Below are 18,781 nucleotides of genomic sequence, written 5' to 3'. Positions count from 1 at the left end.
GAATTTAATAATAAATCACTTATGAGATCAAAATACTCCGGGCTCGCGTTCATCCATTAGATCGAAAGTCCGGGCAAAAGCCGCGCTGAATCGCAAATTCATAAAGTTATAGCGCGGGTTCAAGCATTATAATTCTTCGTTCATCTCCAAAGATCTTCTCATTGATATCCAACTCACTGCCGCCCGTTTTTTCAACATTATTCTCAAGTTCGAGAAATTTGTCAACCGATTCGATAGGAAAGCCCACCTTTTCCGTCTTAAAATGCATTGGTATAACAATTTTAGGACTGAATTCCTCTACTATCCAATGAGCCTCTGCGGCATCGATCGTAAAATATCCTCCCACCGGGATCATCATTATATCAACATTCTCAAGCTCCGGTATTTCTGCCAATGAGATGTCGTGACCGAGATCACCGAGGTGAGCGAGACGAATCCGTCCTGTATCTACTAATGAAATCAAATTATTGCCCCGCTCGCTGCCCTCGGATTTATCGTGAAAGGTGGGGAAAGTCTTTATCTTAATACCGGAGAATGAAAAATCACCTTTGCTCTCGACAACATTTTTTATCCCCGATAATACTTCTTCGTCTCTGTGATCGGCATGATCATGGCTTACCACGGCAATATCATAATCGCCCTCAACCGGTCCGTACGAAAGCGCTCCGTCATATGAACCGGCTTCATAGGGATCAAATACGATCTTAATTCCGTCATCAGAAATGAGTTCAAAGCAGGCGTGACCAAGAAATTTGAGTCTCACAATACACCTCCGGGATTTCAAATACAGCAGGTCCGTGTTACTTGTCAGCTATCCTATTTAAAAAACACCAAGTATATTTCTCAAGACTAACATAAATTGCCGGACTGCTCAAAAAAAAAGAACCCTCAGCTTTTTATAACGCTTCAGGTTCCCGGTAAATTGCCGTTCTTATTTTATAAGAAGAGTTTAATTTACGTATATACTCACCTTTTTTCTTTTCTTACTCAATCTTTCGTATTCTACTCTGCCGTCGATTAAAGCATAAAGGGTATTGTCCCTTCCCTTGCCCACATTCGTACCGGGGTGAATTCTCGTGCCCCTCTGACGGACGAGTATCGTGCCCGCGTTAACTTCCTGGCCCGCGAATCTCTTTACTCCAAAAGATTTCGCGTTACTGTCTCTACCGTTTTTTGAACTTCCAACACCTTTTTTATGCGCCATGACAGCCTCTCCCTGATTATACTTATGCTGATATATCCTTTATTTTAAGAAGAGTATATCGCTGATGATGTCCTCTTTTCCTGCGGTACTTCTTTCTGCGTTTCATCTTGAACACGACGATTTTGTCATCCCTGCCGTGCTCTAGAATCTCCGCGGTCACTTTAATGCCGTCCAGATAAGGTTTGCCGACTCTTATATCGTCATCATCTGAATAGAACAATACGTCATCGCAAGTGACAGTGCTGCCCACTTCCATATCTATAAGAGGAACGTGGACATTACTTTCCTTCTCAACCTTTATCTGTTTTCCCGCTATATTTACAACCGCGTACACTTTGCGCAACCTCCTTAAATAATCAAGCGACTTTATAAATAACAAACAAACATCCGCAAGTCAAGCGTGAACTTGCAGCTTGAAGGGATTTTCTGAATCCCGGCTCGACAAATAACCTCTTCAAACATAAGCCAGCTGATCTTCCGTTTTCAACACGGATAATTCATTGTCGGATTAGAGAATAGAAGGATCTCGATATAGACGCCCCTGCGGACGGCCGATCTATACAAGCTCCGCCTTAAGATCTCTCTTGCCGTCTCTTGAAAGGACCCTGAAGTCCTCCCTCTGCATTCTGGGATCATCTATAATCTCAATCTCTAAATTGTATTTATCAGCGAGCTGATTGATATATTCACCCTTCTGTTCACGGAGGAATAATCCAAGCATCGAATTTACGCGAAACTGAATCCCTTTTATCTTCTTTGACCCACAGCGTCTTACCCAGTGTTCGATCTTCATAGCCATAGATTCTATGCTCAGGATTTTCCCGCTCCCCTTACAGTATGGACATTCATCGCTATAGTAGTGAAGAAGACTTGGACGGACTCTTTTTCTGCTCACTTCAATTAACCCCAGATCGCTTATCTTCGAAACCCTGGCGTACGATTTGCCCCTCTTGAGCATACGCTTGAACTCCTGATAAACTTTGCTGCGGTTCTGTTCCCTTTCCATATCGATAAAATCGACAACTATGATTCCGCCGATATCACGAAGTCTCAGCTGTCTTGCTATCTCTTTTGCCGCAATCATATTTGTCTCAAAAATCGTCTCTTCCTGATTCTTCTTTCCCGTAAAGCGGCCGGTATTCACATCTATCGAGACAAGCGCTTCTGTATGTTCTATAACAAGATATCCACCCTTGCGAAACCATATCTTTCTTTCCAGAGTCTTCTTGATTTCCCTTTCAATTTCGAAGTAATCAAAAATAGGTATACTCTTTTTATACAGCTTCACCTTTGAAGACAGGTTAGGCGCTGAACTCTTAAGATAGGCGATCAGCCTGCTGTATTCATCCCTGTTATCGATAGTGATCCTGTCAACATCATTCGACACCTGATCTCTGATGGCAAACACAGTAATATCAACATCCTCATGTATCAAAGAAGGCGCCTTGGCTTTCTGGATTTTCTTCTGAATATTCTTCCATTTCTTTTCCAGTTGTTTAATGTCATCCCTGAGTTGATTTTCGCTCACACCTTTTCCAACGGTTCTTACTATAACAGCGCACCCTTTGGGACGGCATTTCCTTGCTATCTGTCTGAGCCTGTGTCTTTCACGGCGATCTCTAGTCTTTTTACTTATTCCCACATGATTGAGATTGGGCATGAGTACCGCGTAACGTCCGGGCAGTGAGAGCTGGGAAGATATTCGGGGACCTTTAGTTCCTATTGCTTCTTTGCGTATCTGCACAATTATTTCATCACCCTTCTTCAATAGACTCTGAATCGGGGGTGTCTCTTTCTGATTCCTGCTTTCGTTGAAATCAGCGTCCTCGTCCTCAATCAGATCAGGATCCACGGATCCCGTGCCGACGTCACTCGCGTGAAGAAAGGCGGCTTTCTCCCTTCCGATATTAACGAATGCCGCCTGAATACCGGGAACAACAGCGCTGACCTTTCCGAGAAATATCGCGCCTACAGTTCTGCGGTTATCCTCCCGTTCTATGAGAAATTCAACAAGCTCTTCATCTTCTAGTATAGCTATACGAACTTCTCTATTTGTATAATTTATTACTATTTCTTTTTTTATCTGTTTTCCCATATTTACCTTTTTTCTATAAGCTCGGCGGGGTCATAAGATTTTCCCCCCTCTATATAGTATAATCCCTTTCTCGTAATTCTTACTAAATCAGCAAACTTATCAGGCAGATAAACGCTCAATAGATCCCGCGGAGTTACCCCGGCGCCTCCTTCAGCCGGCAATTTCAATCCGATAACATCGTCTCCCACGAATTCCGCACGGCAACCCTCTAAAGATCGCGTTTTCCCCCTTCTATTTATAATATCTTCATTCCTTCCAAAAAGCTCTTCGAACCGCTTCAACAGACATTCTGCCGGGTTATCCGCGAGACAACCGTTAACAACGCTTTCATCACCCGGGAAGCTCAAACTCTCTTTTAACAAATACCACATATTGAACCCCTGACGCAAATATTTACTGTCTTTTCTGTAGTCCTTCATCAGAAAACGAAGAGCCTCAAAATCGAGATGATAATGAAACAACGATTCAACCGGCAACTTCCCCTTTTTCTTAGTAAAAGGTCCCGTGCACCGTTTAACTTCAATTCCCGGAGGTAAAAGCTGATGAAAAACCTCTGGAGATATATCCATTCTATCTTTCAGCTCGATATCGAAAAACTCGTTTTCGCCTTCCATTCCCACAGAGAGAGGGGGCGCAATAGAAAGTTTTATCTGAGGATGAAAACCTTTGCTTAAATTGACCGGAAGTCCCGTTCGCCTGACGGCTCTCCGGATTACATCTACAATCTCCCGGTGTGATATAAATCTTGCCTTCCCGGTCTTTGAGAAAATAAATCTGTAACGGAAAACTGCCTCCTGATTGTTCTCTGAATCCGCATTAATATCCGCTTTATCAAGTTCCCCGCCGGTCTTAAGGCTTAAATAATCTTCAGCAGATTTAGAATTTTCAATACTCTCTGGTTTCTCTGTATCATTCAAGCTGCGCTGCTTTTTTTCCGAAACATCATACCCTTCACCGGGCAGATAATCACACACACCGCAATCAGTACATAACCCCTCCCTGCAATCCGGAGTGAGCATCCCTTCATACCCTCTTTCTCTCTCCTCGATAAGGAACTCTCTTTTTACGGGGGATCTGAATTTTTCCCATGGGAGAGGATTACCGGAGGGTATTCCGGAAAGGAGGTTGTGTAGATTCATCCCCTTCTCATCGAGCTCTTCTTTCCATATGTCGAAGTTGAAGTAATCGCTCCACCCTTCAAAGCGTCCTCCTCTCTCAACTACACGGAGAAGGACCGGCCACAGGGAAGAATCTCCTCTCGCCAGTATCCCTTCCAGCACACTGACCTCGGGATTTCTCAGGCGCAGGTTCAAACGGCGGTCTCTCAAACGACTCGAAAGGTATTCTTGCTTCTCAGCGATCTCCAGGGTACCGCACTGCTTTTCTCTTTGAAACGGAGTATGCGCTTTAGGAACAAAAGGTGAGACTGTCACGTTTAACTTGAATTTTCCCTTTTTCTTCAGACTGAGAATCTCATTTATCAAATCAACAATTCCGTCAAGATCCGCTTTAGTCTCAGTCGGAAGACCTATCATAAAATACAACTTGATAGTCCGCCAGCCTCCTTCGATTATTCTCCTGCAACTGCCGATAATATCCCCATTACTCATATCGCGGTTTATAACTCTTCTAAGCCGTTCCGTTCCCGCTTCGGGAGCAATTGTAAACCCCGACTTCTTCCCCAGCGAAAGGGCTTCGACTATCTTGTCCGTTATTGTTTCCGGCCGAAGGCTGGGGAGAGCGAGCGAGACATTCCTGCGGCGCAGCTCCGGAGCCAGCTTTTCAACAAGCTCGCCGAGTTTAGAATAATCGGAAGTAGAAAGGGAGAGAAGCGACACTTCCTCCCAACCGCTGGAGTCCAGCCCTTCAATTACAGCACGGACAATCCCGTCGATGCCCCTTTCACGGCAAGGCCTGTAGAGCATCCCCGCCTGGCAGAAACGGCACCCCCTGGTACATCCTCTCTGAACCTCGATTACGAGTCTCTCGTGAACTATCTCAGACGAAGGTACAAGGGGCTTCCAGGAAGGAACTATACCCGGGAGTTTATAAGGAGGATCAAACTTCTTATCGTCATCCGAGTGTAAAGAATAGATCCTTGCTCCGGCGCCTGAAGAATAGCCTTCAACATAAACCCCGTCAATCCCTGACAGCGCCTCTTTCCTGTCTTCTCTCGGCGCTTTAGAACCTTTCAGTTCCTTCAGCAGTTCAACCGCTTCCAACAGAGATTCTTCGCCGTCGCCGAGAAACACGGCATCCATTGACTTTATAACCGGAAGAGGATTCATGCAGCATGCTCCGCCGGCAATAACAAGCGGATCCTTATCCGTTCTTTCAGACGCTTCGAAGGGTATGCCGGCCAAACGCAGCATCATAAGAAGATTAGTGTAGTGAAGTTCATACGTCAGTGAGAATCCGACAAGATCAAATCTGCCCGCCGGCGTTCCCGACTGCAGTGACCTTAACCGTTCATCACAGTCTAAAAGTCTCTTCTCCATATCGGGCCACGGCGCGAAAATAAACTCCACTTCTGCCAGCCGCTTCTGAAGAATTCTCCTGTAAAGGGTGTGGATCCCCTGATATGACATTCCTATCTCATAAACATCGGGAAAGGCCAGCAGGATGTTGAATCTCCCTTCTGTAAATCCCTCAGAGAGAAAGTTCAGCTCATTTCCAATATATCTTGACGGTTTTTCTACTGTCGGAAGAATTCCGTCAAAATAGGGATCAAGAGATTTGCCGCTCATAAATCATCGCACCTGTGCCTCTCCCCCAACCGTAATAGATGGAATTCTCAGAGTCGGCTGGGCGTCTGAAACGGGCACAACTTGTCCGTCTTTACCGCAAGAACCTATATCGAATCCTGGGTCATCCCCTACCATATCGATCTGAGTCAGTATCTTAGGTCCATTTCCTATAAGAGTCGCTCCTCTTACGGGACTGCCGAGTTTACCCTTCTTGATCATATATCCTTCATTAACCTTGAAAACAAAATCGCCGGTTGAAGTGTCAACCTGCCCGCCCCCCATACGGGCAACGTATAAACCGTCTTCAACACTTGATATTATAGAATCAGCGTCATCCTCGCCGGGAACGATCATCGTATTACTCATCCTTACAATCGGCCTGTATCTGAAAGATTGTCTTCTGGCGTTTCCCGTCGAAGATGTTCCAAGTTTTTCAGCTGACTGACTGCTGTGCATATACCCCTTCAAAACACCTTTATCCACAAGAAGTGTCTTGAGCGCCGGCTGACCCTCGTCGTCAAATATATACGACCCCCTTTTCCCTTCGAGAGTAGCGTCATCAACAACGCTTACCAACTCTGAAGCGACCATCTTCCCCATTCTGCCCGTGTAAACCGATTGCTCCTTTGCGACTGAATCACCTTCGAGCCCGTGCCCGATTGCCTCGTGAACCATTGTGCCGCCCGCTTCACTGCCCAGAACAACTTTCATAATCCCGCCGCTTACGCGGGGAGCTTTAAGTATCCTGACAGCTCCGGCTGAGGCTTCGCGGGCAAGTTTCTCAATCAGTTCGGCTGAAAGAAACTCATACCCTTTCCTCCCTCCGACGCTCCTGTACGCGGACTGCAGATCTGAACCGTCTGAAGCGACAACGGTTATATTGAACAGTATCTGACGGCGTTCATCTCCGACAGATACACCTTTACTGTTGAATATCTCAACGTACTGAAGACTTTCGCCGTATCTCACACTTACCTGCGCAATCTCTTCAGATGTCCCCCTGGCAATTCTGTCAGCGTCAAAAGCAATATCAACCTTATCTTCAAGAGAGACTTTTTCAGCGGGTACTTCTATTTTGCCGGCCCGCCCCTTTTTCATTTTCCCGTGAAGAACAAAATCACCTTTACCGCCATTTACGCCGTCTAAGACATCCCGGCATAACCGCATCATCTCTTCAGCGGATATAACATTGGAATATCCATACGCGGTACTGCCGGAAGTTACAATTCTAAGGCCGAAGCCGGCATCCCTCCCGCTTAATATTTTTTCAGCTCTTCTGTCTTCGAGAAGTATAGATTTCGTCTGTCTGTTTTCGAAAAAGAGTTCGGCAAATTCAGCGCCGTTTGAAGTCGCCAGTTCCAATACGTCGTTTATTTCACCCGCTCGAGGGAACACATTCATATTATTTCCAGTCCCTTCAGACCAACAATCCGTGCAATCCCTATAACAGCCGTTTCTCACGAATCTCCGGAACAATTACTACAGCCAATTGGATAATCACCATTGAAACAGGCCACGCAATAATCCTCCGGATTGTTTACACAACTCTTTAATCCTTCCAGGGAAATATATTCAAGGCTGTCCGCGTCGAGAAATGACCTGATCTGCTCTGCCGAATAGGAAGAAGCAATCAGCTCTTTTCTCGTTGGTGTATCTATACCGAAATAGCACGAATAATTTATCATGGGAGCCCCAATCCTTAAGTGAATTTCGGCCGCTCCAGCCTGGCGCAGCATATATACGAGTTTCTTCATTGTAGATCCGCGAACGATCGAATCATCCACTACAATAACCTTTTTACCCTTTAGAACACCTCTGACCGGATTGAACTTAATACGCACATCCCAATCCCTCGAACTCTGTTCGGGCTGAATAAAAGTCCGCCCTACATAGTGATTGCGGATCAAACCTATCTCATAAGGAATGCCGGATCCATTCGCGTAGCCGAGAGCTATCGTATTACTCGAATCGGGAACGGAAATTACTATATCGGCGTCGACCGGCGCCTCTTCACTCAACTTGCGTCCAAGTTTCCTCCTGACCTTATCGACATTTTCGCCGAAGACTTTGCTGTCCGGCCTTGAGAAATAAATAAATTCAAAGATGCATTTAGAGAGAGTGGCGGCCGGTTTTGCAAAATTAACAGACTCGATCCCGTCTTCAGTCGCGACGCACATTTCACCCGGGGCTATTTCACGTATATATGTCGCCCCGATGAGATCGAAAGCGCAGCTTTCGGAAGCAAATATATAGGAGTTTCCAAGTGTTCCCAGGCAAAGAGGCCTGAACCCGAGCGGATCCCTCACCGCTATTATCCTATCCTTGAGAAGAAAGACTATTGAATAAGCACCCTCGACGTGCCTGAGAGCATCGGGCAATATTTTATCCATAGTCTTTTTTTTGCTTTTCGCGATCAGGTGCAGAACTATCTCGCTGTCCATAGTACTTCTGAATATAGAGCCGTTATTTTCCATTTCCTTTCTCAGCTTTGCCGCGTTAACTATATTCCCGTTGTGAGCTATCGCTATCTGTCCCCCCTTGTAATTAACCATAAAGGGCTGGGCGTTAGCCAGGCTTGTCCGGCCCGTGGTCGAATACCTATTATGCCCTATAGCGAGGTCTCCTTTTAAGCCGTCTAATATTTCACCGGTAAAAGCTTTAGAGACAAGCCCCATCGATTTGTGTTCAAACATTTCTCTGCCGTCAGAAGTAATGATTCCGGTACTTTCCTGTCCCCTGTGCTGAAGTGAATAAAGTCCGAGGTAGGTCAGTTTCGCGGCCTCATCGTTTCTGAGTATTCCAAACACCGCGCATTCTTCTTTCAATTATTACCTCTTTCCGAAAGGCTTACTGTGGAAATGATTTCAAAATCCTGGTAATGAGGATTCAAAAGAAGCCCTTCACGGCGCGAACGCGTAACTGAGATTTCTCTGGCTTTTTTCTCAGCTTCACTGCTGCTGTCGGCCTCAATAATCAATCTCCAAACAAGCCCCGCTCTCATTTCTGAAATAGATATGTCATCCAGCCTGCCGCTAATGCGGTCGGTATAATTCTTATTTTTATCGGATTCCAATTCACTTACCAGACAGTCGCAGGCGTAGAGCTTATCGGAAGGCGCTTTGGAGCGCAGGGTAAAATCCTCCTCAGTCTTAAGATCGCCCCTCTTGGCGACAAAAGAACTCTCACCCTTCCCCGTTTGATTTTTCTCCTCTTCAATCATCAATGAATATTTATGTTTGTTCTGGTTCGTAAATGTACTGTCAAGAGTTATCACCCTGTCTAACTGATCAGCTGTTTCCTCAAGGCTCTTGCCCTCACACCTCATAAACCAGTAAGAATATTTCGTCAAGCCGCGAAGATAATCAAAATCAAGTTTCTCGGTCAGGGTTAACCATGCCGTCTCAACTACCAGATCTGTAACTTTCAATTTCACCCATAACTCAGCGCGGGCTTTCAAATCCTTCCTCCTTATTGAATATTCTTGATTTCAGACTCATCAGAAAGATATCAACACCGCCTCAGCCCGATATTTCTTTAATGATCGAGGCAAAAAACCCGAACCCGGGCCCTTCATTCTCCATCTTCTCCGGCTTTAAGCATGATCTCCTGCGTTTCGCTCTCCATTTTCCGGAAATATCTTCAGGCACCTGTCTCAGCCACGAGGCTCTTTCAGGATGAGGCATCATGGCCAGCACGTTTCCTTCCGGGTTACATATTCCGGCCGCGTTTTCAATAGAACCATTCGGGTTTACCGGGAAAGAAGAGTCCAACCGGCCCGCTTCACCGCAGTAGCGAAGCACTATCTGATTGTTCCTGCGGATATCATCGATAATATTTTTATCCCTTGTTATAAAGCGTCCCTCAGCGTGGGCAATCGGCATGGGAATGATCTCTCCTTCTCTATATTCACCCGTCCACACACAATTATTCTCCTCGACCCTGAGATAGATCCAGTTACAGTAATACCCTTCCCTGTCACTCATAACATTAGGAGCAAGCGCGAGATCAATCCTTTCCCAGTGAAGACCCGGAATAAAACCAGCTTCGACCAACACCTGAGCTCCGTTGCATATACCGAGAACTGGTTTGCCCTTTTCCGCGAGATCACTCAATTTGTCCATAATCCTATCCTTAGCAGCAACCGCTCCCGCTCTCACCCTGTCCTGGTATGAAAAGCCGCCCGGCAGAATAACAGCAGCCGCTTCACTTAGAAGCCCGGGAGACATATTCCAACGGAATATTTCCGCCTCCAATCCGGCGTCCCGCGCGGCTCTTACAGTTTCAGGCTCACAGTTTACCCCCGGAAACTGAATAACAGCCACTTTCCCATTAAAATTATCCGGCACTTGTTCTCCTTTTCCGCTTTCCGAATATAGCTCTGCAGGCGTTTGAATAAGCGGCACGCAATGCGGCTATATCCCAGCTCGCCAACCTCTCGTTTCCGGCCGATATATTAAGCTTCGGCCTGGAGATGATATGTCCAAGCTTGAACAGTTTAACACGGTTCCTGGCGCACAGAGCAAGTACATCTCTATCGAGACCTTCGGGAAGTTCCACCAGGAACGCCCCCGTTTCGGAGAAAAGGAGTTTTTCCGGTTCGAGAGTGGTTTTGCCTAATTCATCAAGATTAACCGTAAGTCCCAGATCGTAATCAGAACCCATGGCCATCTCGGCGAGGGCTGTAATAAGCCCTCCCTGGTTTACATCGTGACAAGCCCTTATCCAGCCCAGCTTGTGCATCTCTATTATCGTTTTAATTTGATTTCTTTCACGGATAAAATCGGCTATTGGAATATTCGCTCCGCTGGTATTATAAATCAGCCTGTAATACTCACTGCCTCCAAGCTCATCCAGCGGTTCACCTACCAGAAACACCGCGTTGCCCTCTTCCTTGAAAAAGATAGAACGTGATCTGGAATAATCTTCCACAACTCCGGCGCACGCGATAATGGGGGAAGGTGGTATGGCTTTTTCTTTTTTGCCCTGGTTATAGAAACTGACATTCCCGGATACAACCGGCAGAGGTTCCCCCTCACTGCCTATCAAACCGATCCCCCTGCAGGCATCGCCGACCCCTCTAACACCCTCGTAGAATTCCCAGAAGACTTCCGGGTATTCGGGATTTCCGTAGTTAAGGCAATCTGTTATTGTTGACGGGACCGCTCCAACGGCGGCAACGTTTCTGGCCGCTTCACAAACCGCGAGCGCGCCCCCCTGATAGGGATCAACCATTCCATAGTAGGGGTTTCCGTCAACTGAAAAAGCAAGACCTGTGCTGCTGCCCGGTATCGGAGCAATCACTCCCGCGTCCGCTTCCCCGGGTCTTATAACCGCTCTTCCTCCGACTTCAGAATCATAATGTCTGAAAGCATACTCCTTCGAAGCAATATTCACAGACGAGATTATTTTCATAAAATCTTCTTCTATTGACCTTTCGGGATCGAGCTGGGGTTCTTCGAAGATCCTCTTTCCCGTCTCTTTCGCTCTGTCATAAGATATTCCCGTTGTAATAACATCGACCGGAGTCTCACATACAATCTCACCTGAGGTTTCTATCCTGTAGATCTTTTCATTTATAACGTCTCCTATTACAAAAGCCCCCGCCCCGTGATAAATATGGGGTAGCTCATAATCTTCGTTATAGATCCCCAGAACCTCATCGACAAAATGCTCCGGAACAGCAAGGCAGTAACGTTCCTGGGTTTCGGAACATGATATGACAGACGGAGGGTAATTCCCCGCCGCAAGATTAACGCTGTCAAGATTCAGCCGAACTCCGAATCCGCCCGCGTCGGCCATTTCAGATGTCACACAGGCTATTCCTCCGGCGCCCAGATCCTTAAAACCTATCTTAATGCCTTTCTTATGCGCCAGATCGAGAACTTTTCTATTGGCTACTGTAAGTACACGTTTAAGAAATGGATCGGGGACCTGCACCGCTCCCCTGTCCGCTTCCTCCTCATCGGCAAGATCTTCAGAGGCAAACGCCGCGCCGCCAAACCCCGAGTCATCCGTCGGTTTTCCGACGAGAATAATCTTGTAGGGGGTCTTTCCGGCCTCCTTAGGGACCCTGCTCCTTATAAGCCTTGATTCCTTTACAAGGCCGACGGCCACAACATTTACGAGACAATTATCGTCATAGCCGCCGTCAAAGAGAAGATCGCCGCCTAGATTCGGCACACCGAGAGCATTTCCGTATTGAGCTATACCGTCAACTACTCCTCTCGCTATAGCCGCTGATTCGGTCCCCCTCTCCCCTTCCGGATCACCGAAACGGAGGGGGTCGAGTACACCCACGACATCCGCTCCCATGCAGTATACGTCTCTTACAATTCCGCCTATGCCGGTCGCGGCTCCTTCAACGGGCAGAACCTGAGAAGGATGATTGTGGCTTTCGTGAGCTATCACAAGACAGTATGAATCATCTTCGCCCGCGGGAGCAAATCTGATTACACCGGCGTCTTCACCGGGCCCCATTACGACATTGGAGGCTTCGGTGGGAAGAAATTCCGACAACACTTTGCTGCTGCTTTTGTAGCTGCAGTGCTCGCTCCACATAGTATTGAATATAGTAAGCTCTACCTGAGTGGGGTCTCTGCCGACGAGCTTCACAACCTTCCGCGCTTCTTCAACTGTGATATTAAAACCATTTTCCGACAAAGATTCTTTGACCTCAGAATCTGTTTTTCCTTTTATAGATACGGTTCCTTTAACCACCCTGTTTACCCTTTCTCCGACTTCTTAAACACCGATATACAACCAAACCCTCAATCTATATGAAACCGAAATAATTGTCAAAAGGAGAGATGGCAAAAAAACAAATTGCAAAATAATAAATAAGCTGTTTCGTCTCTCTATTTTTTCAGTACTCTCTTAAAAATATAATCGATGTTTCTATAATGATTATCCAGATCGAAGGCTTTATCGAGCTCCTCTTCGGAACATAACTTTGTGAAATTTCCATCACGGGCCAGGCACTCTTTAAAGTCAGCTTCGGATTCCACACTCTTCATCGCCGCGCTCTGTACTATCGAATAGGCATCCTCTCTGGAAATCCCCTTTTTCACCAGAAGGAGAAGAATATGCTGGGAGAAGATATGCCCGCCTGTAAGCTCGAGATTTCTCTTCATCGCCTTTTTGTTGACCCTCAGATTCTTGACCACCCATGTAAACTTCTCAAGCATATAGGCCAGTATTCCGGTTGAATCAGGGAAAATCATCCTCTCTACCGATGAATGGCTTATATCTCTCTCGTGCCAGAGAGCTATATTTTCTAAAGCCGCAAGGGAGTTTGAGCGCAGAATTCTAGCCATTCCGCTTATCCTCTCGGTGAGAATCGGATTTCTCTTATGGGGCATCGCGCTCGAACCCTTCTGCCCGGACGTAAAGGGTTCTTCGGCTTCAGCAACCTCCGTTCTCTGAAGAGCCCTTATCTCTAATGCCATTTTCTCGAGTGAAGCGCCGACGAGAGCTATCGCGGACATATAGCGGGCGTGCCTGTCGCGCTGAATTATCTGAGTTGTCACTCGCGCGGGGGTCAGCCCCAGTTTCTTCATTACAAATCGTTCGACCTTAGGATCGGTATGAGACATCGTTCCTACCGCCCCCGTAAGCTGGCCGACTGAGATACCGTCAATCGCCTCTCGCAACCGCTCGATATTTCTTTCTGTCTCACTGAACCAAACCAGCAGTTTAAGGCCGAAAGTAGTCGGCTCGGCGTGCACTCCGTGGGTTCTTCCTACCATAGGAAGGTTCTTGTATCTTACCGCCTGATTTTTAAGAACTGTGCGGAGTTTCTTAAGTCTCCTGAGGTTTTCCTTTCCGGCGGAGCGGAGCTGGCAGGCAAGCGCGGTATCTAAAAGGTCCGAACTTGTCATCCCCATATGAAGGTATTTGCCCGCCGGGCCGATATTCTCAGCCATATTAGTAAGGAATGCTATCACATCATGGCGGGTTTTCTTCTCTATCTTTTCGATCCTCCTGATCTTAAAATCCGCTTTCGATCTTATCTCTTTGGCGGCTTTTTCCGGAATGTATCCGTACCTTGCAAGCCCTTCACAGTATAAGACTTCAATCTCGCGCCATAAATCATACTTGTTACCATCAGACCAAATTTCCGCGATAGCGGGAATAGAGTATCTGGATATCAAAACGACCTTCCTTTCTAATCTGGATATTGCCTGCAAAAATGGATATTCTCTATATTCCACTTCTTCAAGAAACCGCGGCAAGCAGGTTTCGAAGCAATTCCGTCAGGCCCTGTCAAGGGATTCAGCGAGTTTCAATTCAACTTTCAGAAGCTCCCCGTCGCGCCAGACGGTAATCCTCAGAATATCTCCAACACGTTTCCCGAAAATAAGCCTGTTTGCCTGTATAAAACTGTCAACCTCTTTGCCGTTAATCTTAATAATCACGTCTCCGACCTTCAAATCAGCCGCTTCCGCGGGACCGCCCTTTTCAATCTGCTGAATAAAAAGCCCGTTATCAAATGGGAGCGAGAATCTCTCGACCATTTCTTCGTCAAGTTCTACAACTCCCAGGCCGGTCCAAACCTGTCTGAAACGGCCGTAATTAATTATTTCCTCCATTACCATCCTGGCTGTATTGACCGGAATGGCAAACCCCATCCCGATACTGTTATTCTTATTATTCCCGGAAAGGATAAAAGTGTTGATTCCAATTACTTTTCCACCTCTGGACACCAGGGGACCACCGCTGTTTCCGGGATTTATCGCCGCGTCTGTCTGTATCATGTTATTAAATATATGGTCCGCGCCCTCACCCTGGCGGACGTCCCTTCTAAGCGCGCTGATGACTCCCGAAGTTACGGTAGGCTGAGTATCATTAAAAAGATAGGTAAAAGGACTCCCTATAGCTATAACAGTCTCTCCGATTTCTAGGTCGTCTGAATTACCAAGCGGAGCGTAATAGTATCCCTCTCCGTCTATCTTGAGAAGAGCTAAATCAAAACTCACCGTTTTGCCCGCCACGACAGCTTTTTTCTCAGCGCTGTCGGGAAGTGTTATATATATCTCGTCAGCGTTCCTTATAACATGTTCATTGGTGAGGATATATCCGTCGGGATTAACTATTATACCGGAACCGAAATTCGGATATTTCTCCTTCCGTCTCCTGGGCATTCTTCCCGAAAACTGCATGAACCACTCATAGCTCGAGCGCGGTCTGTCATAGACCATTTTCGTCTTATAAGCGGTAATTGTCACTACCGCGGGGGCTACAAGTTTTCTGGCGGATACCATCGCCGATCCGCTCACATCGGGAATATCTTCCGTGTCCAGCTCTTCGAGCGGGGCGGGGAGAAAGGGCCTGCTGCTGCTGACCCTTTGAAACATCACAATCGATATAACAAGAAGGGCAACGGAGAGACCGAAGATCGTCCCCATAACATAAGGGAATGCTTTAGACCACCAGGAATTGAAATTTTTCACAGTAGATCACCCGAAATTACTTTTCGACCTTTTCCCAGTCAGCAAGAAACTTCTCTATTCCTATATCGGTAAGGGGATGCTTTATCAGCTGTTCTATTACTTTCAAAGGAATCGTAGCCACATCGGCTCCCATAAGAGCTGCTTCGTACACATGCTGAACACTGCGGATACTTGAAACAATAACCTGGGACGTAAATGAATAATTGTTGAATATCATGACAAGATCAGAAACGAGATCAAGTCCGGGAGATCCGACGTCGTCTATTCTTCCCACAAAAGGGCTGACGTATGTCGCTCCCGCTTTTGCGACTAAAAGACCCTGATTGGCTGAGAAACAGAGAGTGGCGTTGGTCTTGATCCCCTCCGCGTTGAATTTTCCAATCGCCTTGACCCCTTCGCGGATGCAGGGAACCTTTATAATAATATTATCCGCTATCTTGCATAACTCCTTCCCCTCTTTTACCATGCCGTCCGCCTCGAGAGAGACAACCTCGGCACTGACAGGACCGGGAACTATCGAACAGATCTCCTTGAGTATATCCTTAAAACCCCCCTCCTCTCTTGAAAGAAGAGTCGGATTAGTTGTAACGCCGTCAAGAACTCCAAGTTCCGCCGCTTCGCGTATCTGCTGAACATTTGCCGTGTCGATAAAGAATTTCATTTCTGCCTCCCTATTAACCTGATTTTCACAATTCAAAAAGTAAGAGTTCAGTATACAAAGATTTGCCTGAGTTGACAACCAATTTTACAAATGTGGAGTTTCCCCAATTTTATAACCTATAAGGTAGTCGATGATTTGTAACAGGGTCACAGCTGCCTCTTCAGATAACCCCGGTTGTTTCTCCCTGGCGAGCTGCCAGGGGGTTTTATACTACCTGTAGAAGTTAGGCCTTTCGAGATTAAAGAAGATCTGGTAAATGCTGGCTGGCACCAGCCGGATTTATATCACCTCATAAGCACCATCTTCTTCGAGATAACCCGCTCGGCTGCGGAAAGCCGCATGAAATATATCCCGCTGACCAGCTTCCGGCCGCTGTCTCCCCGTCCATCCCACCGAACCGAATACTTCCCCGGCGCCATGTTTCTCTCCAGTATGGAAGCTGCCTTCCTTCCGGAAACATCGAAAATTTCCAGGGTAACCGGCGCTGGTTTCCTCCCCCCAACGATGAACTCTATCCTGGTGCTGGGATTGAACGGGTTCGGGTAATTCTGCTTCAGTTCTGTCAGATGGGCCGGGTCCGCTATATCATCGGTTATATCACTGACTGAATGGAATACTATATTGCTGCCCCTGCTCAGGTGCCCTTCATTGTCAAAAGCTTTTACCTGGTAAGCGTAATCACCTGTTTCAGAGGGGTCAACCACATAGAAGGTATCCTGAACTTCCTCGGCCAGCAACAATTTACGCTCGCAGTAAGAGGTGGGTGAAACATCGTCGACGTAAATACCCTCTTCGTCCACATAGGCGTCGGTGATGTAGGCGAAACGGAGCTTGATTACCTCATCGGCGGTTATATCGGGAATGTCGCCGATATAAAAACTGGCCTGCACCCATCCTCCTGAATTCCCGGTTATACCGTTACCTCTGTTATTTCCGTTGGGGTCGTAATCGGTGGTAATATCCCCCGGGACGGTGGTATAGGTCAGGCCCCGGTCGAGGCTCGCTTCCAGGTAGGCGTAGTCCCAGTCCGTTTCGATATCGTGCCACAGCATGCAGCGGAGGGTATCCCCAAAACTGCGGCTATAATCGGTTTCCATTGCCATAGTATTGTTCATACTGCTTCCCATGTCCGAATAAAAACTGTGAGTGCCCGCGTTGGAACGGGTATCAGTCAGATAGAATCCATCGGTGCTCCACAGGGTATCTCCGGGTTCACAGAAGTCCCTGATTCCGGACAGCCCTCTGTATTCCGAAATCCGGTACCCTGACGGCTGATTCGGGTCGGAGGGGACCGGGCCGGACCACTCCAGCAGAAAATCGGGATTTGCCAGGGGGGTAACCTCACTTAGCACAGGAATTTCCGGGCCGATTACGCTGAACGGTTCATCCGCTTTCTCTATCGCAGTGAGATTCAGATCCAACACCTTTTCAAAGGTGGGCTGTATCAGAGTATCCGGAGGGGCGAAACCTCCTTCCTGATAGGAATTCAGCTCTACAGTAAAGCAGTAGAATCTGTTCTTCCCGGTAGTCTCTCCGTATGCCCAGTCGTCGGTGTCCCCGTTAGTGGGATAGATAGCGCCGGTGGCCGAACAGCCGGGAAGGTATCCGGTGCCTCTTTCCAGCGAGTCCGCGAATGTGGAAAAGAATTCATGGTCTTCGGTATAAATAGGGCTGTACCCCCAGGGGTAGAGTATAAGCTCACTGTATGAATGATATGATAGTGCCACGCCGAATGAACGTTCCGCGCAGAAATCCCTTACCGCCTGGGTTTCTGGTTCGCTGAAAGGGGCCGGCCCCCTGTAAACAAGTGAGCTGGTGTTCGGGGAGGAGCCGGTGTTGTCGTACCCCCATTTGTAGCTGTAGTTCCTGTTAAGGTCCACGCCGTAGGTGCCGTCAAGGTTGTCCCGGCGGTTCTTCCTCCACCAGTTATAGGATTCGCCGCCGTGATTGAACTGAACGTAGACGTGGCCGTCCGGGTTTACCATCGGGACTATCCAGATTTCCCTGCCGTCCACCAGATCCATGATCCGGCTGCTTTCTCCGTACCCGTCGAGCAGGTGCTCTGCCAGAAGCAGCGGGACCTCCACTGACATAAGCTCTCTGGCGTGATGGCACCCCATTATCAGAACCTCCGGTTCATCCTCGTCAAGGCCGGCGTTATCGGAAATCTTGATACCCCTGATCAGCCTCCCTTCCACACTGGTTCCCAGGGTATCCAGTCTGCTGATCTGGGGAAACAGGCCGGCAAGGGAGTCCAGAGCAGCTTCCATCTCGGCGTATGTATGGTAATTTCCCAGGTTGGAGTCCAGTTCCGCCGAGGCCCGCGGCATCCCCTGCTCGTGAAGAACCTGGTATCCCGGCAGTTCGGAATCGATCCACCTGCGCTGTTGTTCATTTACCGCGATGTCGGCTCTCCCGTCGCGGTACACCGCCAGTACATCGATATTTCTTTCAATGAGATCTCCGTAAGTTATACTTTTTCCCAGTTCAATCCTGAGAAGAGCGGTGCTGTCTTCAGCCGCCTCGGCAGCGGGAAGAATGCCCGCCAGAATCAACAAAACGGCTGCCGTTTTAAATATCTTCAAGTTAATCTCCTCTTTGGTGAAAGTTAAAAGCTAATATTCA

14 protein-coding genes are annotated in these 18,781 nt (G+C 47.4%); all 14 read right to left on the bottom strand.

The features are described from left to right. Positions 1-106 precede the first annotated feature (106 nt). Positions 107-763, bottom strand: a complete 657-nt coding sequence (locus U5O15_09430; GenBank protein ID MDZ7860863.1) for an MBL fold metallo-hydrolase — start codon at positions 761-763, stop codon at positions 107-109. 186 nt (positions 764-949) lie between these two features. Beyond that, positions 950-1,204 (bottom strand): 50S ribosomal protein L27, encoded by a 255-nt coding sequence (gene rpmA, locus U5O15_09425; GenBank protein MDZ7860862.1) that lies wholly within the window; start codon positions 1,202-1,204, stop codon positions 950-952. 22 nt (positions 1,205-1,226) lie between these two features. After that, positions 1,227-1,538, bottom strand: coding sequence for a 50S ribosomal protein L21 (gene rplU, locus U5O15_09420; protein MDZ7860861.1), 312 nt, complete (start codon positions 1,536-1,538; stop codon positions 1,227-1,229). A gap of 222 nt (positions 1,539-1,760) precedes the next feature. Continuing rightward, positions 1,761-3,299 carry an Rne/Rng family ribonuclease gene (locus tag U5O15_09415; protein MDZ7860860.1) on the bottom strand — a complete coding sequence of 513 codons (1,539 nt, stop codon included), beginning with the start codon at positions 3,297-3,299 and terminating at the stop codon, positions 1,761-1,763. A 2-nt stretch (positions 3,300-3,301) separates the two neighbouring features. Then, complete coding sequence (locus tag U5O15_09410) at positions 3,302-6,046, bottom strand: TIGR03960 family B12-binding radical SAM protein (protein ID MDZ7860859.1); 2,745 nt, start codon at positions 6,044-6,046, stop codon at positions 3,302-3,304. Between the two features lie 3 nt (positions 6,047-6,049). Beyond that, positions 6,050-7,522 carry a TldD/PmbA family protein gene (locus tag U5O15_09405; GenBank protein MDZ7860858.1) on the bottom strand — a complete coding sequence of 491 codons (1,473 nt, stop codon included), beginning with the start codon at positions 7,520-7,522 and terminating at the stop codon, positions 6,050-6,052. Then, a complete protein-coding gene (purF, locus tag U5O15_09400) occupies positions 7,504-8,871 on the bottom strand; it encodes an amidophosphoribosyltransferase (GenBank protein MDZ7860857.1) in 1,368 nt (455 codons plus the stop codon). Before purF ends, U5O15_09405 begins: the two co-directional genes overlap by 19 nt. Further along, positions 8,868-9,503 (bottom strand): hypothetical protein, encoded by a 636-nt coding sequence (locus tag U5O15_09395; GenBank protein ID MDZ7860856.1) that lies wholly within the window; start codon positions 9,501-9,503, stop codon positions 8,868-8,870. The genes purF and U5O15_09395 overlap by 4 nt, the downstream gene beginning before the upstream one ends. A 61-nt stretch (positions 9,504-9,564) precedes the next feature. Then, positions 9,565-10,392 (bottom strand): phosphoribosylformylglycinamidine synthase I, encoded by an 828-nt coding sequence (purQ, locus tag U5O15_09390; protein ID MDZ7860855.1) that lies wholly within the window; start codon positions 10,390-10,392, stop codon positions 9,565-9,567. Beyond that, complete coding sequence (purL, locus tag U5O15_09385) at positions 10,382-12,763, bottom strand: phosphoribosylformylglycinamidine synthase subunit PurL (protein MDZ7860854.1); 2,382 nt, start codon at positions 12,761-12,763, stop codon at positions 10,382-10,384. Before purL ends, purQ begins: the two co-directional genes overlap by 11 nt. Before the next feature lie 137 nt (positions 12,764-12,900). Next, positions 12,901-14,256 (bottom strand): adenylosuccinate lyase, encoded by a 1,356-nt coding sequence (purB, locus tag U5O15_09380; protein MDZ7860853.1) that lies wholly within the window; start codon positions 14,254-14,256, stop codon positions 12,901-12,903. 42 nt (positions 14,257-14,298) lie between these two features. Continuing rightward, positions 14,299-15,495 carry a trypsin-like peptidase domain-containing protein gene (locus U5O15_09375; protein MDZ7860852.1) on the bottom strand — a complete coding sequence of 399 codons (1,197 nt, stop codon included), beginning with the start codon at positions 15,493-15,495 and terminating at the stop codon, positions 14,299-14,301. A 16-nt stretch (positions 15,496-15,511) separates the two neighbouring features. After that, positions 15,512-16,156, bottom strand: a complete 645-nt coding sequence (fsa, locus tag U5O15_09370) for a fructose-6-phosphate aldolase (protein MDZ7860851.1) — start codon at positions 16,154-16,156, stop codon at positions 15,512-15,514. Between the two features lie 284 nt (positions 16,157-16,440). Beyond that, a complete protein-coding gene (locus U5O15_09365; GenBank protein MDZ7860850.1) occupies positions 16,441-18,741 on the bottom strand; it encodes a M14 family zinc carboxypeptidase in 2,301 nt (766 codons plus the stop codon). Between the last annotated feature and the right edge of the window lie 40 nt (positions 18,742-18,781).

The organism is Candidatus Krumholzibacteriota bacterium, from assembly GCA_034520215.1.
Lineage (GTDB): Bacteria > Krumholzibacteriota > Krumholzibacteriia > Krumholzibacteriales > WJIX01 > JAGHBT01.
Note: the sequence above shows the minus strand (reverse complement) of the source record. Positions and strands in the feature narration are given on the sequence as shown.

Bases quoted from the DNA above. Each gene is read 5' to 3' on its own strand.
- rpmA (MDZ7860862.1), bottom strand. From the start codon at position 1,204: ATGGCGCATAAAAAAGGTGTTGGAAGTTCAAAAAACGGTAGAGACAGT.
- U5O15_09415 (MDZ7860860.1), bottom strand. From the start codon at position 3,299: ATGGGAAAACAGATAAAAAAAGAAATAGTAATAAATTATACAAATAGA.
- U5O15_09410 (MDZ7860859.1), bottom strand. From the start codon at position 6,046: ATGAGCGGCAAATCTCTTGATCCCTATTTTGACGGAATTCTTCCGACA.
- fsa (MDZ7860851.1), bottom strand. From the start codon at position 16,156: ATGAAATTCTTTATCGACACGGCAAATGTTCAGCAGATACGCGAAGCG.